This window comes from Telluria sp. AZSoR62, from assembly GCF_058111565.1.
In genome coordinates, this window is the sequence record NZ_JBYTST010000004.1 from 258895 (window position 1) to 280614 (window position 21720).

At 67.2% G+C, this 21720-nt stretch carries 18 protein-coding genes; 3 read left to right on the forward strand and 15 right to left on the reverse strand.

Translation table 11 applies throughout. From position 1 onward, the window contains the following. The gene (locus AC3XQU_RS09025; protein WP_489873821.1) at positions 1 to 687 is read right to left on the reverse strand and encodes a response regulator transcription factor; all 687 of its coding nucleotides are present in this window, start codon (positions 685 to 687) and stop codon (positions 1 to 3) included. A 117-nt stretch (positions 688 to 804) separates the two neighbouring features. After that, the gene (locus AC3XQU_RS09030; protein ID WP_489873822.1) at positions 805 to 2946 is read right to left on the reverse strand and encodes a DUF4214 domain-containing protein; all 2142 of its coding nucleotides are present in this window, start codon (positions 2944 to 2946) and stop codon (positions 805 to 807) included. A gap of 196 nt (positions 2947 to 3142) precedes the next feature. On the opposite strand from AC3XQU_RS09030, the gene AC3XQU_RS09035 reads away from it, so the two are divergent. The 3 genes from AC3XQU_RS09035 to AC3XQU_RS09045 all read left to right on the forward strand — a co-directional run bounded on the left by AC3XQU_RS09035 (position 3143) and on the right by AC3XQU_RS09045 (position 5325). Continuing rightward, positions 3143 to 3979 (forward strand): alpha/beta hydrolase, encoded by an 837-nt coding sequence (locus AC3XQU_RS09035; protein ID WP_489873823.1) that lies wholly within the window; start codon positions 3143 to 3145, stop codon positions 3977 to 3979. A 37-nt stretch (positions 3980 to 4016) separates the two neighbouring features. Next, the gene (dcd, locus tag AC3XQU_RS09040; RefSeq protein WP_091876457.1) at positions 4017 to 4583 is read left to right on the forward strand and encodes a dCTP deaminase; all 567 of its coding nucleotides are present in this window, start codon (positions 4017 to 4019) and stop codon (positions 4581 to 4583) included. Positions 4584 to 4659: 76 nt separating this feature from the next. Continuing rightward, positions 4660 to 5325 carry a cation efflux transmembrane domain-containing protein gene (locus AC3XQU_RS09045; RefSeq protein WP_489873824.1) on the forward strand — a complete coding sequence of 222 codons (666 nt, stop codon included), beginning with the start codon at positions 4660 to 4662 and terminating at the stop codon, positions 5323 to 5325. A 49-nt stretch (positions 5326 to 5374) separates the two neighbouring features. Here AC3XQU_RS09045 and AC3XQU_RS09050 read toward each other — a convergent pair whose 3' ends face one another. The 13 genes from AC3XQU_RS09050 to wrbA form a co-directional block, all read right to left on the reverse strand. After that, on the reverse strand, positions 5375 to 7636 hold the full coding sequence (locus tag AC3XQU_RS09050) for an Orn/Lys/Arg family decarboxylase (RefSeq protein ID WP_489873825.1): 2262 nt from the start codon (positions 7634 to 7636) through the stop codon (positions 5375 to 5377). A gap of 186 nt (positions 7637 to 7822) precedes the next feature. Then, positions 7823 to 8461: a DUF4337 domain-containing protein gene (locus AC3XQU_RS09055; protein ID WP_489873826.1), complete on the reverse strand. Its 639-nt coding sequence runs from the start codon at positions 8459 to 8461 to the stop codon at positions 7823 to 7825. After that, positions 8462 to 8962: a dihydrofolate reductase gene (locus tag AC3XQU_RS09060; protein WP_489873827.1), complete on the reverse strand. Its 501-nt coding sequence runs from the start codon at positions 8960 to 8962 to the stop codon at positions 8462 to 8464. It lies immediately after the preceding gene. A 140-nt stretch (positions 8963 to 9102) separates the two neighbouring features. After that, the gene (locus tag AC3XQU_RS09065) at positions 9103 to 9897 is read right to left on the reverse strand and encodes a thymidylate synthase (RefSeq protein ID WP_489873828.1); all 795 of its coding nucleotides are present in this window, start codon (positions 9895 to 9897) and stop codon (positions 9103 to 9105) included. 73 nt (positions 9898 to 9970) lie between these two features. After that, positions 9971 to 11056 (reverse strand): threonine aldolase family protein, encoded by a 1086-nt coding sequence (locus AC3XQU_RS09070; protein WP_489873829.1) that lies wholly within the window; start codon positions 11054 to 11056, stop codon positions 9971 to 9973. Positions 11057 to 11119: 63 nt separating this feature from the next. Beyond that, complete coding sequence (locus AC3XQU_RS09075) at positions 11120 to 13174, reverse strand: methyl-accepting chemotaxis protein (RefSeq protein WP_489873830.1); 2055 nt, start codon at positions 13172 to 13174, stop codon at positions 11120 to 11122. 142 nt (positions 13175 to 13316) lie between these two features. Beyond that, positions 13317 to 15152: an ABC transporter transmembrane domain-containing protein gene (locus AC3XQU_RS09080; protein ID WP_489873831.1), complete on the reverse strand. Its 1836-nt coding sequence runs from the start codon at positions 15150 to 15152 to the stop codon at positions 13317 to 13319. 39 nt (positions 15153 to 15191) lie between these two features. After that, positions 15192 to 16262 (reverse strand): lipocalin-like domain-containing protein, encoded by a 1071-nt coding sequence (locus tag AC3XQU_RS09085; RefSeq protein WP_489873832.1) that lies wholly within the window; start codon positions 16260 to 16262, stop codon positions 15192 to 15194. After that, on the reverse strand, positions 16262 to 18811 hold the full coding sequence (locus tag AC3XQU_RS09090; protein ID WP_489873833.1) for an FtsX-like permease family protein: 2550 nt from the start codon (positions 18809 to 18811) through the stop codon (positions 16262 to 16264). The genes AC3XQU_RS09085 and AC3XQU_RS09090 overlap by 1 nt, the downstream gene beginning before the upstream one ends. Then, the gene (locus tag AC3XQU_RS09095) at positions 18799 to 19218 is read right to left on the reverse strand and encodes a DUF4124 domain-containing protein (RefSeq protein WP_489873834.1); all 420 of its coding nucleotides are present in this window, start codon (positions 19216 to 19218) and stop codon (positions 18799 to 18801) included. Before AC3XQU_RS09095 ends, AC3XQU_RS09090 begins: the two co-directional genes overlap by 13 nt. Before the next feature lie 29 nt (positions 19219 to 19247). Beyond that, entirely contained in the window at positions 19248 to 20657 is a 1410-nt protein-coding gene (locus AC3XQU_RS09100) for an FAD-binding oxidoreductase (protein WP_489873835.1), read from the reverse strand. Then, complete coding sequence (locus AC3XQU_RS09105) at positions 20650 to 21051, reverse strand: DUF2069 domain-containing protein (RefSeq protein WP_489873836.1); 402 nt, start codon at positions 21049 to 21051, stop codon at positions 20650 to 20652. The genes AC3XQU_RS09100 and AC3XQU_RS09105 overlap by 8 nt, the downstream gene beginning before the upstream one ends. Then, a complete protein-coding gene (gene wrbA, locus AC3XQU_RS09110) occupies positions 21048 to 21659 on the reverse strand; it encodes an NAD(P)H:quinone oxidoreductase (RefSeq protein WP_489873914.1) in 612 nt (203 codons plus the stop codon). The genes AC3XQU_RS09105 and wrbA overlap by 4 nt, the downstream gene beginning before the upstream one ends. Positions 21660 to 21720 lie beyond the last annotated feature (61 nt).

Below are 21720 nucleotides of genomic sequence, written 5' to 3' on the forward strand. Positions count from 1 at the left end.
CTAGTCCCGGATCAGCTGATAGCCCTGGCGGTAAATCGTCTGCAGGCAGGAGCGCCCGTCCGGCAGGGGGCCCAGCTTGTGGCGCAGGCTGCTCAGGTGGACGTCGATATTGCGGTCGAAGCGCGCCAGCGGCCGCCCCAGTCCCTGCTCGGACAGCTCGTTCTTGCTGACCGGACGTCCGGCCTGGCGCGCCAGCACTTCCAGCAGGTTGAATTCGGTGCTGGTCAGCTCGACCGGTGCGCCGTCCCAGGTGACGCGGCGCTGTTCCGGGAACATGGTGAGCTTGCCGACCGTGATGACCGCGCCTGGCCCCTCGCCCTGGGAAGCCTGGGTGCGGCGCAGGATGGCGCGCACGCGGGCGGTCAGTTCGCGCGGGGTGCAGGGCTTGGCGACGTAGTCGTCGGCCCCCAGTTCGAGGCCGAGGATGCGGTCGGCGTCGTCGCCGCGGGCGGTGAGCATCAGCACCGGGATGCGGCTGGCGGCGCGGATCCGGCGCAGCGCCTCGATGCCGTTCGTCCCCGGCATCATCACGTCGAGGATGGCGATCGCATGCTCGCCGCCCAGGGCGGCGCGGGCGCCGTCGTCGCCGTTGTGCACGCAGGTGACACGGAAACCCTCTTGCTCGAGGTATTCGGAAAACATCCCGACGAGTTCGACGTCGTCGTCGATCAGCAGCACATGGTTCATGAGACGCAGGATAGCAAACCTGCGGCCCCAGCCACTTGTGCCGGAGAAAGATTTACCGGTTTTTACACCGGAGACACGCCGCGTCTGGCGCGGACGTGTCGCTCCGGCGGCGCCGGGTCAGCCGAAGGGCAGGTAGGCGATGCCGCCTTCGAGCACGCCGGCCAGCGCGGCGATGTTCTCGCCGCTCTCGCTGAACTGCGCCAGCACGTCGGTGGCGCTCAGGCCGGCGTTCATCACGCCCAGCCAGTAGTCGAATCCGGCCTGGTCGGGCGCACGGTGCAGGATGTTCTGGTAGACCTTGGACAGGAAGTCGCCGTGGGTGGGCTTGGCGCCATACATGCCGATGAATTCCTGCGAGCCGATGAAGGCCGCCGCCACGTCGAGCAAGCCGGTGCCCAGCTCCATGCGGCCGATCCAGTAGCCCAGGCCGGCCAGGTCGGGCGTGCGGTTGAACGCCGCCTGGTAGAGCCGGTAGGCCTGTCCTGCGATGCCGTCGACCTCGAGGCTCACGCTGGCGTCGTCGAACGTCAAGCCTTCGACACCTGCCAGGCTGTCGACGTCCAGCTGGCCCCGGGCCGCGACCGTGCTGCCGTCCTTGCCGACCTTGACCGCGTAGTCGGCGAACTTGCCCGCATAGACCGCGACGTCCCGTCCCAGGCCGCCGTCGAGCGCGTCGCTGCCGGCGCCGCCGGTCATCTGGTCGTTGCCGGCGCCGCCTTCGATGCGGTTGGCCACCTCGTTGCCATTGAGCCGGTCGTTGCCGGCGCCGCCGCGCAGGTTCTCGATGACCGTGCCGAAGTTGACCGTCACCTGGCCCGCCTTGACGATCGAATCGGCCAGGGTGCCGAGATGGCCCCAGTAGCCCGGACGCAGGTCGACCACCACGCCGCCGCCGAAGGCGCTGGCGTCGAGCGTGTCGCGCCCGCTGCCGTCGCCGATGATGTTGGCGCGCTGCGCGCTGAGCACCCAGTTGGTGTCGCCGGCCGCCACTTGCTGGGCCGGGCCGTACATGTACTGCAATGCGGCCAGGTCGAGCGGGCTGTAGGCCAGCTGGTAGGGGGTCTCGTCGGTGTTGTACGACATCAGGGTGTAGCGCCCGTCGTCCTCGAAGCCGCTCAGGTAGGGGCCTTCGCCGATGTCGCCGTCGGCGTCGCCGTGGTCGAACGGGTGCTTCAGGCCGAGCACGTGGCCCAGTTCGTGCAGCAGGATCTCGACGCCGGCATTGCTGGTGGTCGGCGCCATGTTGCCGCGGATGTCGGTGGTGAGCATCAGGTGGCGGTTGCTCGCATAGCCCGATGAAGAAGGCTGCAGGTTGTTGGCCAGGACCAGCACGTCGTCGTCGTTCAGTCCACCAGACTCGCGGAACTGCACGTTGACCACAGTGCTGACGTAGTCGAACACCTGGCGCGCGAACACGCGCTGGGCCGCGTTGAAGGGCTCGAAGCCGGCCTTGTCCTCGTCGGTGAAATAGTCCGCCGGGGTCTGGGCGAAGTGGTAGTCGATGACGCGGGTCTCGCCGCTGGCGCGGGTGCCGGGCGGCTCGCTCGCAAGCGCGGCGATCCAGTTCGGCAGCTTCTGCACGCCCGGGGCCCAGGTCCAGCTCTCGATACTGCCGATCGGCAGGACCCAGTCGGCGTAGATGGTGCCCTTGTCGATGCCGCCCTTGTCCCAGACATGGTCCAGCGCGCTGCGCACCATGTAGGTGTCGTTGCCGTCGCCGCCGATCAGGACGTTGGCGCCGCTGCCGCCGTCGAGCAGGTCGTCGCCGCCATCGCCGAACAGGATGTCGTCTCCGGCGCCGCCCAGCAGCGTGTCGCCGGCGGCGTCGCCGTACAGGGTGTCGTTGCCGTCGCCTCCGTCGAGCAGGTCGCCATGGACGTCGAGCTCGAATTTGTCGGTCAGCGGGTCCCAGGGCGGACCGTTTTGCAGGATGTCGTCGCCGGCCCCGCCGAACAGCTGGTCGCGCCCGCCGCCGCCATACAGGTCGTCGTCGCCTTCGCCGCCGAGAAGGATGTCGTCGCCGGTGGCGCCGGAGAGCTCGTCGTTGCCCTTGCCGCCGTCGAGGGTGTCGCCCTTGTCGTCCTTGACATAGGTGCCGCTGGCCGCATCGAGCATCAGGCCGCTGTCGATGGTGTCGTTGCCGTCGAGGCCGAACAGGAAGTCCGCACCGCCCGCGCCGATCAGTTCGTCGTCGCCGCTGTCCCCGGTCAGGGTCTCATTGCTCCGGGTCCCAGTCCTCTTGAGTGCTGCAGCCGCCATGCTCTTGCCTTGAAAATGAAGTCGAACCAAATGTTAGCACGGAGATGCTCTGGAGAAACATTCGGTACGCATAATCGCACCGGGATGTGGCTTTCTTCACAGGCCGCTGCCTTAGGTGTTTCCCTCTAAACAAAGTTCTGGGGACGGGTTCTTTCATTACAATGGAAATCCGTTGTCATCCAGGCCAGAACCGTTCATGAGCAAACCACTGCTGCACTTCTCCCATGGGAACAGCTATCCAGCCGGCACCTATAACCGGCTGTTCCAGGCGCTGGGGACGCATTACGAAGTGCATGCCCACGACATGTACGGCCACGACCCGCGCTTTCCGGTGGGCGACGGCTGGCATGCGCTGGTGGACGAACTGATCCATCACCTCGAAGACTACGAGCAGCCGCCGATCCTGGTCGGGCATTCGCTGGGCGGCATGCTCAGCATGATGGCGGCGCGCGAGCGCCCGGAACTGGCGCGCTGCGTGATCATGCTCGATTCGCCCGTGGTGGCCGGCTGGCGCGCTTTCCTGTGGCGCATGGTCAAGAAGCGCGGCATGGGCTCGCGCTTCTCCCCGGCGAAATTCTCGGAGCGCCGGCGCAACGTCTGGCCGGACCGCCAGGCCGCCTACCAGCATTTCGCGTCCAAGCCGATGTTCCAGGCCTGGGCGCCGGGCGCGCTGGACGACTATCTCGACCACGGCCTGGCGCCGCATCCCGACGGCGTGCAGCTGCGTTTCGACCGCGCGGTGGAAACCCTGATCTACAACACGCTGCCGCACCACATGGGCGATTTCCTTCGCGAGCCGTATCCGCTGCCGATCGGTTTCATTGCCGGCACCAATTCGGAAGAACTGCGCCAGGCCGGGCTCGATGCCACGCGCAAGCTGGTCGGGGACAACCTGGTGATGATCGAGGGCGGCCACCTGTATCCGCTGGAAAAACCGGAAACGACGGCGCGCCTGACGCACGAGATGGTCCAGCGCCTGCTGGGCTCGAGTTTGCCGACAAGCATCGATACGGCACCAGAGGCGGTCAATTAGTTTAAAATCTCGGAATTGATTTCTTGGAATTTCGACAATGGCCATCAAAAGCGATAAATGGATCCGCCGCATGGCGGAATCAACCGGAATGATCGAACCCTTCGAGCCGCAGCAGGTGCGCTCGGTCGACGGCCGCAAGGTCATTTCCTTCGGTACCTCTTCGTACGGCTACGACATTCGTTGCGCCGACGAGTTCAAGATCTTCACCAACATCAACAGCACCATCGTCGATCCGAAGAACTTCGATTCGAACTCCTTCGTCGACGTGAAGAGCGATGTCTGCATCATCCCGCCGAATTCCTTCGCGCTGGCCCGCACCATCGAATACTTCCGCATCCCGAGGAATGTCCTGACCGTCTGCCTGGGCAAGTCGACCTATGCGCGCTGCGGCATCATCGTCAACGTCACCCCGTTCGAGCCGGAGTGGGAAGGCTATGTGACGCTGGAGTTCTCCAACACCACGCCGCTGCCGGCCAAGATCTATGCCGGCGAAGGCTGCGCGCAGGTGCTGTTCTTCGAATCCGACGAAGTCTGCGAGACCTCGTACAAGGACCGCGGCGGCAAGTACCAGGGCCAGCACGGCGTCACCCTGCCGAAAACCTGATTCATTTTTTCGTGCTAGGCTGTCGATACTGAATCATATTGATGGGTTCGCTCGAACCCATGACGAGGAAGGCCCGATGTCCGATTGCTGCGGCGGCGGCTGCTCTTCCAGCAAGCCGCCCGTCGATCCTCGCTACCGGCGCATTTTGTGGATCGCGCTCTGGATCAACGCGCTGATGTTCGGCGTGGAGATCGTCGGCGGCTGGGCCGCCGGCTCGGTCGCGCTGCTGGCCGATGCGGTCGACTTCCTCGGCGACGCGGCCAACTACGGCATCTCCCTGTTCGTCCTCGGGCTCGCCCCGGTCTGGCGCTCGCGCACCGCGCTGCTCAAGGGCGCGACCATGGGCGCCTACGGCGTCTTCGTGCTCGCCAGCGCCTTCTACCACCTGCGCACCGGCACCGTGCCGCAAGCCCACACCATGGGCCTGATCGGCTTTGCCGCATTGGCCGCCAACTGCCTGGTCGGCGTGCTGCTCTACGCCTACCGCAACGGCGACGCCAACATGCGCTCGGTGTGGCTGTGCACCCGCAACGATGCGATCAGCAACGTGGCCGTGCTGGTCGCGGCGCTGGGCGTGTTCCAGACGGGTAGCGGGGTGCCTGATTTGCTGGTGGCGAGCGTGATGGGCGTGCTGGGGCTGTCGTCGGCGTTCACCGTGATCACGCACGCGCGGCGCGAGCTGCGCGAGGCCGCGCTGCCGGCGCCGGCCAGCGCGGGGCCGGTCGAACTCAAACGCCGCTAGGCGAATGCGGCGTGGATGAAAAAAGGGGCCGAGGCCCCTTTTTGCTTTCTTATGCCGCGTCCTGCATCACGCAGTCCACGAAGTAGCCGCGCTTGCCGTCGACCTCGCGTTTGACCAGTCCGTGCACGTCGGTCTCGAAGCCCGGGAAGCGCTCGTTGAAGTCGCGTGCGAAGCGCAGGTAATCCACGATGGTGCGGTTGAAGCGCTCGCCCGGGATCAGCAGCGGGATGCCCGGCGGGTAAGGCGTGAGCAGGATGGCGGTGATGCGGCCTTCCAGCTCGTCGATCGCCACGCGCTCGATCTGGCGGTGCGCCATCTTTGCGAACGCATCCGACGGCTTCATGGCAGGCACCATGTCCGAGAGGTACATCTCGGTGGTCAGGCGCGCCACGTCGTGCTGCTTGTAGATCAGGTGGATCTCGGTGCACAGGTCGCGCAGGCCGCGGGTTTCGTAGCGCGGGTTGGCCGCTGCGAACTGCGGCATCACGCGCCACATCGGCTGGTTGCGGTCGAAGTCGTCCTTGAACTGCTGCAGCGCGGTGACCAGGGTGTTCCAGCGGCCCTTGGTGATCCCGATGGTGAACATGATGAAGAAGGAGTACAGGCCGCACTTCTCGATGATCACGCCATGCTCGGCCAGGTACTTGGTCACGATCGAGGCCGGGATGCCGGTTTCGCCGAACTTGCCGTCCAGGGACAGGCCCGGGGTGACGATGGTCGCCTTGATCGGGTCGAGCATGTTGAATCCTTCGGCCAGCTTGCCGAAGCCGTGCCAGTCGTCGTCGGCATGGATCATCCAGTCCTTCTGCTCGCCGATGCCTTCTTCGGACAGCACGTCCGGGCCCCAGACCTTGAACCACCAGTCGTCGCCGAATTCGGCGTCGACCTTCTTCATGGCGCGGCGGAAGTCCAGCGCTTCCAGGATCGATTCTTCCACCAGCGCGGTGCCGCCCGGCGCTTCCATCATGGCCGCGGCGACGTCGCAGGAGGCGATGATCGAATACTGGGGCGAGGTCGAGGTGTGCATCAGGTAGGCCTCGTTGAAGGCGTCCTGGTCGAGTTTCACGCTTTCCGATTCGCGCACCAGGACCTGCGAGGCCTGCGACAGGCCGGCCAGCAGCTTGTGGGTCGACTGGGTCGAGAAGATCATCGACTCCTTGGCGCGCGGGCGGTCGCGGCCGATCGCGTGCATGTTCTTGTAGAAGTCGTGGAAGGTCGCGTGCGGCAGCCAGGCTTCGTCGAAGTGCAGGGTGTCGATCTTCCCGTCCAACATCTCGCGCAGGGTCTCGACGTTGTACACCACGCCGTCGTAGGTCGACTGGGTGATGGTCAGGATGCGCGGCTTCTTGTTGACCGCTTCGCGCGCGAACGGATTGGCCTCGATCTTGCGGGCGATCGATTCGGCGGTGAATTCTTCGAGCGGAATCGGGCCGATGATGCCCAGGTTGTTCCGGGTCGGCATCAGGAACACGGGGATCGCGCCGCACATGATGATCGAGTGCAGGATCGACTTGTGGCAGTTACGGTCGACCACCACGATGTCGCCCGGCGCGACGGTGCTGTGCCAGACCATCTTGTTCGAGGTCGAAGTGCCGTTGGTGACGAAGTAGCAGTGGTCGGCGCTGTAGATGCGCGCGGCGTTGCGCTCGGACTTGGCCACCGGGCCGGTGTGGTCGAGCAGCTGGCCGAGCTCTTCCACCGCGTTGCAGACGTCGGCGCGCAGCATGTTCTCCCCAAAGAACTGGTGGAACATCTGGCCGACGGGGCTCTTCAGGAAGGCCACGCCGCCCGAGTGCCCGGGGCAGTGCCACGAGTAGGAGCCGTCGTAGGCATAGTTGACCAGCGCGCGGAAGAAGGGCGGCGCCAGGCCGTCCAGGTAGGACTTGGCTTCGCGGATGATGTGGCGCGCGACGAATTCCGGGGTGTCCTCGAACATGTGGATGAAGCCGTGCAGCTCCTTGAGCACGTCGTTCGGGATGTGGCGGCTGGTGCGGGTCTCGCCGTAGATGTAGATCGGGATGTCCGAGTTCTTGTGGCGGATCTCCTTTACGAAGGCGCGCAGGCGGGTCAGCGCGGTATCGGTCTCTTCGATCGAGCCGCCGCCGAATTCCTCGTCGTCGATCGAGAGCACGAAGGCCGAGGCGCGCGACTGCTGCTGGGCGAACTGGGACAGGTCGCCGTAGCTGGTCAGGCCGAGTACTTCCATGCCTTCCTGCTCCATCGCGGCTGCGAGGGCGCGGATGCCGAGGCCCGAGGTATTCTCGGAACGGAAGTCCTCGTCGATGATGATGATGGGAAAACGAAATTTCATGGACAGCTCCAAAGCGAAGCGCCGTGGAAGCGGCCGGCCTGGTTGGGTCGATCCGCCGGCCACGGCACCGGGAAAAAGAGGAAACGGATTTTCGCAGAAATCGCGTGCGCCGGTGCGATTATTTTTGCAATCTTGTTCTACAAGCCAGGCCTCAGACTAACGGCTGCGCGGCAATAGCGGCGCACTCTAGCTGGTCAGCTTGCGGCCCAGGCGCCGGAACACCTCGGTCAGGCCGGCGGCGCCCAGCGCGGCCAGCAGCGGCACCGCCGAGAAAGGCATGGGATCGGCCTTGATCGTGGCGAAGAAAGCCAGCGTGACGCCGAAAGCGGCGACCGCGCAGGTCAGGGTGAGCAGCCAGGTGCGGCGCGACAGCAGGGTGATGGCGGCCAGCGAGATCGCGATCTGCTGGGCCACCGAGGCCGCGGCCCACTGGCGGTGGCGGTGCAGCTCCTGGTCCGACAGCTCGTTCCATTTGGCCGATGCCGCCTCGAAGGCCTCGGCCTCCTTGCGGATGCCATCCTTCTCGACCCCGTAGCGCCGGATCTCGTCGCGGTAGTGGGCCTGGTTCACGCCCGGCAGGTTCGAGGCCAGTTCGGCCAGGTTCTGGCGGCTGGACTTGGCCTGGTAATGGGCCCAGGCGTTGGCGGCGCTGGTCTTCTCGATCGCCGCATTGCTCTTGTACAGGGCCGCATTGTTGTGCGAGGCGCTGCCGATGAAGCCGAACATGGTGCCCAGCGTGGCCAGGATCGCGATCAGGACCGCCACCTTGCCCGCGAACCCGTCGCCCCCGCGCGTACCCGGGGTACGAATTGCCTGTTCCGTCATTTAGCGCTGCTCCTTGCGTGCATAGGTCACGAAAGCGTAGCCGTAGCCGGCGCTCTCGGAATGGTGGGTCTCGCGCGCGGTCTCGACCCACACGGCCGGGTCGATCGGCGGGAAGAAGGTATCGCAGGCGAAGCGGTGGTCGATCTCGGTGACGATCATGGCGTCGGCTACCGTCATCGCTTCGTTAAAAACCTGGGCGCCGCCGATGATGCTGGCCGGTTCGCCCTGCAGCAAAGCGATCGCGGCCTGCAGCGAGCCCGCGGTGTCCACGCCCTCGTGCGACCAGTCCGGGTTGCGGGTAATGACGATGTTGCGGCGCTTCGGGAGGGGCCGGCCGATCGAATCGAAGGTCTTGCGGCCCATGACGATCGGCTTACCCAAGGTGACGCGCTTGAAATGGGCCAGGTCTTCCGGCAGGTGCCAGGGCAGCTGGTTGTCGATGCCGATGCCGCGCCCGGCATCGATCGCCACCACCAGCGTCAGCTGCGCTTGGGCCGTCATGCGGACACCGGGAGACGGCAGGGGGGAGAAACGAGGAAACGCATCGGTGTAACTGTCCCGGCTAGGAATTGTAATTCTAAGTTTGAAATGTTGTCGTTTTGCAAGGCATCTGTCAAGCGATATGTACGCAAGAACAGTCTTTATACGGCGACCGGCGCCCGGATGGCCGGGTCCGGGTCGTAGCCGGTGACCTCGAAGTCCTCGAAGCGATAGTCGAACAGCGACGGCGGCTTGCGGTGGATGACCAGGCGCGGCAGGTTTTTTGGTGTGCGCGAGAGCTGCAGCTCGACCTGTTCCAGGTGGTTGCTGTACAGGTGGCAGTCGCCGCCGGTCCAGATGAACTCGCCCACTTCGAGGCCGGCCTGCTGGGCCATCATGTGGGTCAGGATCGCGTACGAGGCGATATTGAAGGGCACGCCCAGGAAGATGTCGGCGCTGCGCTGGTAGAGCTGGCAGGACAGCTTGCCGTCGGCCACATAGAACTGGAACAGCGCGTGGCAGGGCGGCAGCTTCATGTTCGGCACGTCGGCGACGTTCCAGGCGGAGACGATCATGCGGCGCGAGTCCGGCGTGTTGCGGATCTGGTCCAGTACCTGCGCGATCTGGTCGATGTGCTGGCCATTCGGCGCGGGCCAGCTGCGCCACTGGTAGCCGTAGACCGGACCGAGGTTGCCGTTCTCGTCGGCCCACTCGTCCCAGATGCTGACCTCGTTCTCCTTCAGGTAGGCGATGTTGGTCGAGCCCTGCAGGAACCAGATCAGCTCATGGATGATCGACTTCAGGTGGACTTTCTTGGTGGTCAGCAGCGGGAAGCCGGCAGCCAAATCGAAGCGCATCTGGTGGCCGAAGACCGACAGGGTGCCGGTGCCGGTGCGGTCGGTCTTGACGGCGCCATGTTCTTTCACATGGCGCATGAATTCGAGATATTGGTGCATTGCGATAGCGAATGGGTGCAGTGCGATATTGTAACGTAGCCCGCCCGATAATTCTGGCGGACGCGGGAAAGTTTCAGGCCGCCAGTGCCTGGGCAAACCGGGCCAGCGCCGCGCGCACCTGTTCATCGGATGCCGCCACCAGATTGTCGCCCACATACAGCTCGAACGAACTGGTGCCGGGCAGCGCGCTGCTCGCAATCCGGTTGAACATCCAGATCCCGTGCTGCTCGGCCAGCTCCTGCCGGACCGCCAGCGCGCGCTCGGGCGACACAGGCAGATGCAGGTGCAGCATGTTGACCTGGGGCGCGGCCGGATTCACGCGGATGTCGGGGTGCGCCCCCAGCGCCTCGTACAAGAAGCGGGTGCGCGCCAGGTAGTCCGGCATGGCCGCCAGGCGCTGTTCGAACTGCATCGCCGCCGCCACCACATAGGGCGAGCGGTGGATCACGTTGCCGCCTTCGCGCCGGAACCATTCCGCTGCGCGGTCGATGAATTCGCGGGTTCCGGCCAGCATGGCGCCACCGAGCCCGCCGATGCCCTTGTACAGCGACACATAGGCCGAATCGAAGCCGCTCGCCACCTCGCTCAAAGGTTTGTCGTAGCCGCAAGCGGCTTCCCACAGGCGCGCCCCATCCATGTGCAGGTGGGCACCGCGCGCCTTGCAGTGGGCCTTGATGGCCGCGAGCTCGTCCCAGCTGGAGAGCTGGCCGCCGATTTCGCGCAGCGGCAGTTCCAGGCCCACCGCGCCCAGGCGGTCGGGAATGGCGGCCAGGTCGGCCTCGGTCCAGGGCCGATGGCGGTCGCCCGCCTGCAGCGCCTTGAAGTGGCCGAGCAGCTGGTAGTTGGAGCGTTCGTGCACGAAGATGTGCGAGGTTGGATGCAGGGCCACCAGGTCGCGGCCGCGGTCCTGGCAGGCCAGGCGCAGCGCGGTGACTTGCGCCATGGTGCCGCTGATGCAGAACACCGCGGCCTCGAAGCCGAGCAGGCGCGCGAGCTTCGCTTCGAATTCCTGCAGCAGGCTGCCGGCGCCGTAGACGTCGTGCTCGACCTTGTTCTCTTCGCACCACGCCGCCATCGCCGCAAACAGTTCTGCGGGAGGGCGGGCGCGGTGGCCGGGAAAGATGGTGTGGCAGCGGCGTTGCAGGTCGATGTCGGTCAAGGCAGGCTCCATTTTCAGAGCCTGCTACTTTACACCGAAGGGCGCCGCTTCGGGCGCCCGGGGTCAGCCGTGGGTAAGGGCCGGGCGGCGCGCCGGGGCGGCGACTTGCGGTGCTTCGTCGCCGATGCGGAACAGGCGCACGGCGCGCGCCAGTTCGGCCGCCTGGTCCTGCATTGCCTGGGCGGCGGCGCTGGCTTCCTCGACCAGGGCGGCGTTCTGCTGGGTCGCTTCGTCCATCGCACTGACCGAGCGGTTGACGTGCTCGATGCCGCTGGTCTGTTCCTGGCTGGCGGCGGTGATCTCCGACATGATGTCGGTCACGCGCGCCACGCTGTCGAGCACTTCGTTCATGGTCACGCCGGCTTCGGCCACCAGCTTGCTGCCGGCGACGACTTCGACGTTCGAGCTGTCGATCAGGGCCTTGATTTCCTTGGCCGCGGCGGCGCTGCGCTGGGCCAGGTTGCGCACTTCGCTGGCGACGACCGCAAAACCGCGCCCCTGCTCGCCGGCGCGGGCCGCTTCCACCGCCGCGTTCAGCGCCAGGATATTGGTCTGGAAGGCGATGCCGTCGATGACGCTGGTGATTTCCGAGATCTTGCGCGAAGACAGGTTGATGGCGTCCATGCGCTCGATCACCTGGGCCACCGTGCTGCCGCCTTTCTGGGCCACGGTCGATGCGCTCATGGCCAGCTGGTTGGCCTGGCGCGCGTTGTCGGCGTTCTGGCGCACGGTGGCGGTGAGTTCGTCCATCGAGGAAGCGGTGCCGGCCAGGTTGACGGCCTGCTGCTCGGTGCGCTGGCACAGGTCCATGTTGCCGGCCGAGATCTGCTCGGAAGCGCTGGCGATCTGCTCGGCGCCGTCGCGCACCTTGCCCACCACGGTCGACAGGCTGGCGCCGACGGCATTGATCGACTCGGTCAGCAGGCCGATCTCGTCGTGGCGCTTGCCTTCCATGCGGGCGGTCAGGTCGCCCTCGGCGATGCGGCGGGCCACTTCGCGTACTTCGGCCAGCGGACGCGAGACGCTGCTGCGCACCAGGGCGTACAGGACCGCGGCCAGCACGGCCATGGCCAGCAGGCCGAGGACGATGAAGCGGTTGCGCAGGGCGGTGGCGGCAGCCGTGATCTCGTCGCGGTAGGTGCCGCCGGCGATGATCCAGTTCCACTCCTTGACGTGGGTGTAGGCCACGAATTTCTGGCGCGGCGAGGTCTCGCCCGGATTCTGCCAGTCGTAGGTGATCGTGCCCTGCTTCTTTTCCAGTATCTCCTTGATGAACAGGCGGCCATCGGCATCCTTGCTCTCGAGCAGGTTGGTGCCTTCCTTGGCCGGGTGGACGACCAGGTCGCCGTAGGCCTTTCCGGGCGCCGCGTTCAGCACATAGAAGTAGCCGGTGTCGCCGACCTTGATCGCACGGATGCGGTCCTTGAGCACCTTCAGGTCTTCGCTGATGTCGACGCCCACGTAGAGCACGGCCACCACCTTGCCCGCCGCGTCGCGCGCCGGTTCGTACTGGGTGATGTACTGCTTGCCGAACAGGGTGACCAGGCCGACATAGGTCTGGCCGGCGCGCAGCGCGGCGTAGGCCGGGCTCTTGCGGTCGAGCTGGGTGCCGACGGCGCGCTCGCCGTTTTCCTTCTTCACCGAGGTCGTCACGCGCACGAAGTCTTCGCCGTCTGCGGCGAAGATGGTGGCGTTGCCGCCGGTTTGGGCCGTGAAGTTGTCGGGGGTGGTGAAGTCGAGGTTCAGCGGCTTGCCGTCGAGCTTGAGGGTCGGCGTAGCCTTGCCGCCGATGTCCACCGTGGTGGTGGCGTCGAGCTCGAAGGCGCCGGGCACGGTGCCCTTGAAGATGCGCCCGAAGCTCTTGGCCGAAGTGCTGACGGTCTTGTTGAAAAGCTCCACCGTGTTGGCGACGCTGTGCAATTCATTCGACACGCTCAGTGCGGCGCGTTCTTCCAGCATGCTGGAAGTCGACATGGTGATCGTGGCGATCAGCGCGGCGACGATGGCGCCCATCAGGGCAAAGGTGATGGCGCTGATACGGGTGCCGACATTCCAGTTGGCGGGGTGGTAGGTGCTGCCGGACATGAGCGACTCCAGGATGTGAACACTGGACATCATAGCGTCGGATTTTTCCTACATGCAACTCAAAGCAGACAAATATGCTGGCAGGCGGGGTTAGTGAACAACAAACCTGCCATTAAATCAACGAAAAGCGTAGGATATTGCTACGCTTTTCGAGGCCCTATGCGTGGCGAATGATTCACCCGAGCTGCTCCGCCGGGGCCGCAGGCTGGAACTGCAGCGCCGCCAGGTTGGCATACACGCCGCCGTGCGCCACCAGCGAAGCATGGGTGCCCGATTCGACCACCCGGCCGTCGTCCAGCACGACGATGCGGTGGGCGCGCTGCACGGTGGCCAGGCGGTGGGCGATGATGATGGTGGTGCGCCCGACCATGGCCGCCTCCAGCGCGCGCTGCACCAGGCGTTCTGACTCGGCGTCGAGCGCGCTGGTGGCTTCGTCCAGCAGCAGCAGCGGGGGATTCTTCAGCAGCGCGCGCGCGATCGCGATGCGCTGGCGCTGGCCGCCCGACAGGCGCACGCCGCGCTCGCCCAGGAACGACGCATAGCCTTCGGGCAGGCGCTCGATGAATTCGTGGGCCGCGGCCATTTTGGCGACCGCGATCACTTCCTCGTCGCTGGCCTCGGGACGGCCGTAGCGGATGTTTTCCATCGCATTGGCCGAGAAAATCACGGTGTCCTGCGGGACGATGCCGATCGCATCGCGCAGCGTGTGCAGCGCCAGGTCGCGGATGTCGACGCCGTCGAGCAGGATGGCGCCCGATTGCGGGTCGTAGAAGCGCAGCAGCAGCTGGAACAGCGTGGTCTTGCCGGCGCCCGAAGGGCCGACCAGGGCCACGGTTTCGCCGGCGCGGATATCGAGCTTCAGGTGCGCCAGGGCAGCGGTCTGCAGGCGCGAAGGATAGCTGAAGCTCACGTCGTCGAGCGTCACGCGCGCGCCGTTGGCGGTGCGCGGCGGCAGCTGGCGTGCAGTAGCCGGGTCCTGGATGTCGGAACGGGCGGCGAGCAGCTCCATCAGGCGCTCGGTGGCGCCGGCGGCGCGCTGGGCTTCGCCCATTACTTCCGACAGTGCGCCGACCGAGCCGGCCACGATGGCTGCGTACAGGATGAACTGTCCCAGCTCGCCGCCGGTCATGCTGCCCTGCAGAACGGCGTGGGCGCCCAGCCAGAGCACGAACACGATCGAGCCGAACACCAGCACGATGGCCAGCATGGTCAGGGTGGCGCGCGCGCGGATGCGGCGGATCGCGGTCTGGAAGGCGCTGTCGACCGATCCCTGGAAGCGCCCGGATTCGATGTCTTCGTGGGTGAAGGCCTGCACCGTCGGCATCGCGTTGAGGATCTCGCCGGCCATGGCCGACGCGTCCGCGATGCGGTCCTGCGAATCGCGCGAGAGCTTGCGCACGCGGCGGCCGAACAGCACGATCGGCAGCACCACCAGCACCAGCATCCCGAGGATGATGGCGGTGAGCTTGGGGCTGGTCACGAACAGCATCACCAGGCCGCCCACGAACAGCAGGGTATTGCGCAGCGCCAGCGAGATGCTGGTGCCGACCACGCTCTGGATCAGGGTGGTGTCGGTGGTCAGGCGCGACAGCACTTCGCCGGTGCGGGTGGTCTCGAAGAATTCGGGACTCTGGTGCACCACGTGGCGATAGACGGCGGCGCGCACGTCGGCCGTCACGCGCTCGCCCAGCCACGACACCATGTAGAAGCGCGCGGCGGTGGCCACCGCCAGCACCGAGGCCACGGCGAACAGGGCCAGGAAGGTGGCGTCCACGTGCTCGATGCTGGTGATGGCCGAACCGGCCCCGAAACCGAGGTCGATCATGCGCTTGAAAGCGGCCGGGATGGCCAGCGTGGCGCCGGCCGCCAGCAACAGCGCGATGCCGGCGAACAGGAACTGGCGGCGGTAGGGCCGCAGGAAGGGAAGCAGGCCCTTGAGGGCCGGCAGGCTGCCTTTGCGGGAGGTGTCGGTATCGGTAGGTCCGGTGCTGCCGGTGGAGCGTGAGGTCATCGTCTGCTTGCGCGTTCTTGTTCGGTTTCTAGCGTTCGTCTAAAGCTTCATCGGGCGGACATAGCCCGTCATTTCCAGGTAGCCGCGGCCCAGGCGCTTGCCGTCGCGGCCGATCGTCACCGCGCCTTCCCAGTACACCGCGCCGGTCGAGCGGCGCGAATCGAGTTCCTGGTCCTGCTGCAGGGGACGGAGCTGCCAGCGCAAGCCGCCTGTCGTAATATCCATCGCGACCGGGTACACGGCTTTGGTGCGCGGGGAGGTCCAGTGCGCGGTGGGCGTGAACACCACCTGGTCGGGCGCGTAGCGGGTGACCCTGCCGGCGCCGTCGCGATGGGTCGCGTGCGCCCATAGTTTACCACCTCCCTCCTTGCGGATCTGGAAAGCCATCAGGGCGCCGCCGCCGTCGAGGTTGGCGCCGACCCAGTCCCAGCCCTGGGCTCCGGGCTCGAGCGCTTCGCTCGACCATTCGTGGTCCAGCCAGGCGCTGCCCGTGACCGCCACAGGCGCGCTGCCCGAGCGGCCCACGCTGCCGCTCACCGCCAGGTGCGGCTCGCTGTAGTAGTGGCTGGCGTGCTGGGGGCTCGCGCCCTTGCGCGAATAGCCGCCTTCGCCCTGCACCAGCACCGCCTGGGTCGGCCGCAGGCGCAGTTCCAGCGTCAGTTCGCTCGAGCGGATGGTGACCCGGTAGCTGCCCGAACTCTCGCGCACCATGCGCCAGTCGTCCAGTTTCAGGTCGGTGTTGCCGGTGCGCGCCCAGGCCAGGCCGAAGCCTTCGCGCGCGCTGCGCTGGTCGTGCACCAGGCGACCCAGCTCGGGGTCGGACAGGGCCGCATGGCCGATCACCAGCTGGCGCGGCGCGAAGGCGCTCGGGTTCTTCGGGTCGTGCTCGGTACGGCTGCGGAAGAAGGTCACCTGGAAGCCGAGCGGCTTGCCGTCGGGCGTCTCGATCCAGCCGGTGGCGTACCACCATTCGGTACGGAATTCCGGATGGGCGCCGTAGTCGCGCGGGAAGGACAGCTTGGTCCCCGGCGTGACGGGCGCGAACTGCGGCGGCGCGGCGACGCAGTACTGGCAGATCAACAGCAACAGGCTCACGAGCGCAACGCGCATTACCAATCCTCCCTGACCGCGCGCACCGGACCGCCCGACAGCGCATAGCGTCCCGACACCAGCGCCGTGGCGACCGACGCCGCCACCAGCACCGCCGCCACGCTGCCCAGCAGCGTCCAGGGCAGGTGCAGCTGCATGGTCCAGTGGAAGGACTGCGGGTTCACAACATAAACCAGGATCAGGCTGATGACCAGCCCCAATGCGAATCCGCAGGCCACGCCCAGCAGCGTGAGCAGGCCGCCCTCGAAGGCCAGGATCTGCAGCACCTGGCCGCGCGTAACGCCCACGTGCCTGAGCATGCCGAATTCCTTCGAGCGCGCCAGCGTCTGGGCCGAGAAGCTGGCCGCCACGCCCGACAGCCCGATGGCGATCGCAATGGCTTCGAGCAGGTAGGTGACGGCGAAGCTGCGGTCGAAGATCTTCAGGCTCATCGCGCGGATGTCGCCTGCCGACATGGTCTGCAGCGAAGCGCCGAAGGGCAGGGCGCGCACCGACTGCTCGAGCTGCCCCGGGTCGGCGCCGCGCGCCGCATACAAGGCGGCGTCCGTGACCTCGGCTTCGCCGGTGAGCTGGCGATAGTCGCCCAGGCGGATCACCACCGAGCCGCTCTGGTTGGCATAATCGCGCCAGACGCCGGCCACGAAGAAGGGCGCCCGGCCGCCGCCCAGCGGCAGCGTCAACACCTGCCCGACACGCGCGCCGTACAAATCGACCATGGCCTCCGACACCCAGGCCGGCCTGGCCCCCGGGGGCGCCGCGGCCGTCTCGCCGACCAGGGCCAGCAGCTCGCCGGGCGCGCCCGCGTCGATGTCGCGCGCAATGACGATCACGTTGGGCCGGTCCGGCAGCAGCGATACCGGCCGGGTGCGCAGGAACTGGGCCTGGGCCACGCCGGGCGCGGTGCGCAGCGCGGCCTGCTGCGCCGGGCTGAGGAAACCGGTATTGCCGCCCAGCGAGGTGCGCACATACAGGTCGGCCGGCAGGATATGGCCCATCCAGTCGTCCACCGAGACCCGGAAGCTCGACACCATGATTCCCATCGCCACCATCAGGCTGAAGCTGGCCAGCACGCCGCCCAGTGCGATCGAAGCCTGGCCCGGGGCATTGGCCAGCCGCGACAGCGCCAGCGGCAGCACCGGCGGCGCGCGGCGCATGCGCAGCGCCACGCCCTCCAGGCGCCGGAACGCCACGGCGGCCAGGCGCGGCATCAGGCCGATGCCGCCGATCAGCAGCAGGGCGATGGAAACATAGCCGAACAGCGGCAGCTCGAACACGGGCGGGGCAAAGGCCAGGATCGCGGCCAGCACCAGGCAGGCGATGGCGGGCCAGATGCGGCCAAGGCGTGAGAGGGCCGCTTCGTCCGCGCCCGATTTGATCGCCACGGCCGGGCGGGCCCGCGCCGCCTCCAACGCCGGCGCCAGGCAGCCGAGCAGGGCGACGCCCAGGCCCAGGACGAAGAAGACGGCGGCTGCGACCGGCGTGAACTGGACTTGCGGCCGGATGCCCGGAAAATAGCCGGCGCCCAGGTCGCCGCCAAAAAAGCGCAGGGCCAGCGCCGCCAGAGCGTAGCCTGCCGCGATGCCCAGCGCCGCACCGACCACGCCCAGGCTCGCCCCTTCCAGCAGCACCTGTCGCAGCAACTGGCCGCGCTCCAGGCCCAGCACGCGCAGCAGCGCGAACTGGCCGCGGCGCCGCATCACCGACAGCGCCTGGGTCGAGAACACCAGGAAGGCGCCGGTGAACAGGGCCACCAGGGCCAGCACGGTCAGGTTGACGCGGTAGGCGCGGCTGAGGTTGGCGTTGCGCTCTTCCTGGTCGCGGTCGTCCGGCTGGCGCACCACGAAGCGGCCTGGGTAGGCGGCTTCCAGTTCGCGCTTGAGCGAGGCCAGGAAAGCAGCGCGGTCGACGCCGTCGCGCAGCTTCAGGTCCACCCGCGACAGTTTGCCCAGCTGGCGGAAGCGCCACTGCGCCGCGCCGATGTCCATCACGGCGATGCGCTGGCCGGCGCGCGCCCTGGCCACCGGCCCGGCCACGCGAAGCAGCACGTCCTCGGTGCCGGCGCGCAGCACGACCGTGTCGCCGCGCCGCTTGCCCAGCCAGCTCTCGGCCGCGGGCGAGAGAAAAATCGCATCGTCGCCCAGCACGTCCGTCATGCGGCCTTCGCCAGGCACGCCGGTCAGGTCGGGCGAAATGTAGCCGGCGCGGAAAGGATCGATGCCGACGATGCGCAGCGAACCGGCCGCCTGGGCAACGCCGGCCGAGAGTTCAAGCACGGGCGAGGCCACCACGACATCCGGGCGCCCGGCCAGGCGCGGATAGATCGCTTCGTCGAACAGGGGCTCGGTGCCCAGCACCTGGACGTCGGCCTGGCCGGACAGGCTTTTGACGGCGGCGGAAAATTCGTTGAAGGCGGCGGCATTGATCAGGTGGATGGCGAAACCCATCGCCACCCCGACGGCGATGGCGGCCACCGCGAGCAGGGCGCGCACCGGATGGGCGCGCCATTCGCCCAGCAGCAGCCAGCGCGACAGGAGGCTCAAGCCGGGCATTCCACCGCCAATGCCTCGCCCTGGCGCCTGGCCTTGATGCGCGCGCGCTCGGCTCCGTCGCGGCCGGCGCGTGCGATGTCTTCGTCCGCCCATTTGCGCTGCAGGCGCAGCTTGTCGCAGCGCCGGCGCTCGGCCGCCGCGGCGCGCTGCACGCGCGCGGCTTCACGCGCCTGCAGGTCTGCCTGCGCGGCGCGTTCTTTCTCGATGTCTTGCAGCAGGGCGCGCTCGCGCGCCAGGCGATCGAGCGCCTCGGCGCCATCCGGCGCAGGCTGCGCGGCCAGCACGACGGCCGTGCTGCCGCAGGGCCGGTCGTGGTAACTGACCTTGCCGCCGTCGGTGCATTTATAGATGCTGGCCCCGGATGCCACGCCGGAAACCGACCCGGCCAGCAGGCAGAGCACTGCCATGGAAACCTGCTTGAGCATTGCCGTCTCCCTCACAAAATTTTGCCAGGGTTCATAATGCCGAGCGGGTCCAGCGCGGCTTTGACGGCACGCATCATGTCCAGTTCGACGGCGCTCTTGTAGCGCGGCAGTTCATCGCGCTTGAGCGCGCCGATGCCGTGCTCGGCCGAGATCGAGCCATGGAAGGCGGCCACGCTGTCGTGCACGATGCGGTTCACCGCTTCCTGGTGGGCCAGGAAGGCGTCGTGGCCGATGCCCTCGGGCGGGGCGACGTTGTAGTGCAGGTTGCCGTCGCCCAGATGCCCGAAGCACACGAGCTGGCAGCCGGGGAAGGCCGCCTGCAGCGCCGCGGCGGTCTGCTCGATGAAGGCGGGAATGCTCGAGACCGGCAGCGAGATATCGTGCTTGATGTTCTTGCCGGCCGCCGCCTGGGCCAGCGGGATGTGCTCGCGCAGCTTCCACAGGCCCAGCGATTGGCTGCTGGAGGTCGCGAGCACCGCGTCGAGCGCGATGCCGGCGTCGAGCGCCGCGCCGATTGCCGCCTCGACCAGGTCGGCGGCGTGGTCTTCGGATTCGGTGCTCGACACTTCCACCAGCGCATATTGCGGGTAGTGGGCGGCGAAGGGCCGGGGCAGATCGGGAAACTGGGCAGCCACCAGACGCAGGCAGAAGTCGGACATCAGCTCGTAGCCGGTGAGCGCGGCGCCGCAGCGCTCCTGCATCAGCGCCAGCAGGTTCAGCGCGCCATGGGGCGAATCCAGCGCCACCAGCGCGCTCAGGACCGCCCTGGGCTGCGGGTAAAGCTTGAGCACGGCCGCGGTGACGACGCCGAGCGTACCTTCGGCCCCGATGAACAGCTCACGCAGCGCATAGCCGGTATTGTCCTTGCGCAGGCCGCGCAGGCCATCCCATACCTGCCCCTGCGCGGTGACCACTTCCAGGCCCAGGCAGAGCTCGCGCATGTTCCCGTAGCGCAGCACGGCGGTGCCGCCGGCATTGGTCGACAGGTTGCCGCCGATGGTGCAACTGCCCTCGGCCGCGAGCGAGAGGGGAAACAGCATGCCCGCTTCCATGGCGGCCTGCTGGATGTCGACCAGGATGCAGCCGGCTTCCACCGTCATGGTGCGGTTGAAGGGATCGATGGCGCGGATGCGGTCGAGGCGCCGCAGCGACAGCACGATGGCCTCGCCGCTGGCGTCGGGCACGCTGCCCAGCACCAGGCCGGTGCGCCCGCCCTGGGGCACGATGGGCACGCGCGCCGCGGCGCAGGCGGCGACGATACGGGCGACTTCGGCGGTATCGGCCGGCAGCACGACGGCGCGCGCGCGTCCGGTGAAGCGGCCGCGCCAGTCGGCCAGGTAGGGCGCCATGGCAGCCGGATCGGTGACCAGGTGGGCCTCGCCGACGATCTCTCGCAGCGAACCCGGCAGCGAGTCAGTCATGCGGTACTTTGACCTTGTCGAGCAGTTCCTTGGCCAGGCGCTTGGCTTCTTTCTTGTACGGGTGCAGGAACAGCAGCGCGCAGGCGAAATACACCAGCACCAGCGCGACTTCGCCCAGCGCCATCATGCGCGAGGCTTCCTGGGTATCGGCCCAGGCCCGCACCGCGCCTTCGGCGAAATAGATCAGGATGACCATCGACGACCATTGCAGCGTGTACAGGTCGCGCTTGATCACGCCGCGCAGCGGCAACAGCAGGGGCAGCGCCTTGAGCGCGAGCAGCGAGCCGCCCGGGCGCAGCGGCGCGACGAAGACTTCCCAGGCCACCAGCCAGCAGATCAACCAGATCAGGCTGGCAATGGCCCCGGCGTGAAAGACTTTTGCGGTATCCATCATTGCATCCCGTGCAGTTTGACCGCGGCAGTGGCCAGGCGTTTCCCGAGCGCGACGGCAAGCACGCGCTCGTCTTCGGTGAGGCCGCGCTTGCCGTCGGCGCCGGACCAGTGCGATGCGCCGTAGGGGCTGCCGCCGCTGGCCGTGTTCATCAGTTCCGGATGCGAGTAGGGCAGGCCCATCACCAGCATGCCGTGGTGGAGCAAGGGTAACATCATCGACAGCAGGGTCGATTCCTGGCCGCCGTGCAGGCTGCCGGTGGAGGTGAAGACCACGGCCGGCTTGCCCGACAGCGTGCCGTTGACCCAGTCGGCGGCAGTGCCGTCGAGGAAATACTTGACGCTGGCAGCCATGTTGCCGAAACGGGTGGGCGAGCCCAGCGCCAGGCCGGCGCACTCGCGCAGGTCGTCCAGCTCGACGTAGGGCGCGCCGTCGAGCGGGATGTCGGGGGCGGTGGCCTCGGCCACGGTGGACACGGCCGGCACGGTGCGCAGGCGCGCCTCGGCGCCCGGCACGCTCTCGATGCCCTGTGCGACCAGTTCGGCCAGTTTGCGGGTGGCGCCGTGGCGCGAGTAGTACAACACGAGGATGGTCAGGTTGGTGGGCTTCATCATTGGTATTATAGGGCGCTTTGCTCAAATGACATGCCCCCGCGAGGGGAAATCGACACCG

Excerpts from the sequence above, each read along its gene's own strand:
- AC3XQU_RS09025 (WP_489873821.1), bottom strand. The coding sequence starts at position 687 with ATGAACCATGTGCTGCTGATCGACGACGACGTCGAACTCGTCGGGATG.
- AC3XQU_RS09030 (WP_489873822.1), bottom strand. The coding sequence starts at position 2,946 with ATGGCGGCTGCAGCACTCAAGAGGACTGGGACCCGGAGCAATGAGACC.
- AC3XQU_RS09035 (WP_489873823.1), top strand. The coding sequence starts at position 3,143 with ATGAGCAAACCACTGCTGCACTTCTCCCATGGGAACAGCTATCCAGCC.
- dcd (WP_091876457.1), top strand. The coding sequence starts at position 4,017 with ATGGCCATCAAAAGCGATAAATGGATCCGCCGCATGGCGGAATCAACC.
- AC3XQU_RS09045 (WP_489873824.1), top strand. The coding sequence starts at position 4,660 with ATGTCCGATTGCTGCGGCGGCGGCTGCTCTTCCAGCAAGCCGCCCGTC.
- AC3XQU_RS09050 (WP_489873825.1), bottom strand. The coding sequence starts at position 7,636 with ATGAAATTTCGTTTTCCCATCATCATCATCGACGAGGACTTCCGTTCC.
- AC3XQU_RS09055 (WP_489873826.1), bottom strand. The coding sequence starts at position 8,461 with ATGACGGAACAGGCAATTCGTACCCCGGGTACGCGCGGGGGCGACGGG.
- AC3XQU_RS09060 (WP_489873827.1), bottom strand. The coding sequence starts at position 8,962 with ATGACGGCCCAAGCGCAGCTGACGCTGGTGGTGGCGATCGATGCCGGG.
- AC3XQU_RS09065 (WP_489873828.1), bottom strand. The coding sequence starts at position 9,897 with ATGCACCAATATCTCGAATTCATGCGCCATGTGAAAGAACATGGCGCC.
- AC3XQU_RS09075 (WP_489873830.1), bottom strand. The coding sequence starts at position 13,174 with ATGATGTCCAGTGTTCACATCCTGGAGTCGCTCATGTCCGGCAGCACC.
- AC3XQU_RS09080 (WP_489873831.1), bottom strand. The coding sequence starts at position 15,152 with ATGACCTCACGCTCCACCGGCAGCACCGGACCTACCGATACCGACACC.
- AC3XQU_RS09085 (WP_489873832.1), bottom strand. The coding sequence starts at position 16,262 with ATGCGCGTTGCGCTCGTGAGCCTGTTGCTGTTGATCTGCCAGTACTGC.
- AC3XQU_RS09090 (WP_489873833.1), bottom strand. The coding sequence starts at position 18,811 with ATGCCCGGCTTGAGCCTCCTGTCGCGCTGGCTGCTGCTGGGCGAATGG.
- AC3XQU_RS09095 (WP_489873834.1), bottom strand. The coding sequence starts at position 19,218 with ATGGCAGTGCTCTGCCTGCTGGCCGGGTCGGTTTCCGGCGTGGCATCC.
- AC3XQU_RS09100 (WP_489873835.1), bottom strand. The coding sequence starts at position 20,657 with ATGACTGACTCGCTGCCGGGTTCGCTGCGAGAGATCGTCGGCGAGGCC.
- AC3XQU_RS09105 (WP_489873836.1), bottom strand. The coding sequence starts at position 21,051 with ATGATGGATACCGCAAAAGTCTTTCACGCCGGGGCCATTGCCAGCCTG.
- wrbA (WP_489873914.1), bottom strand. The coding sequence starts at position 21,659 with ATGAAGCCCACCAACCTGACCATCCTCGTGTTGTACTACTCGCGCCAC.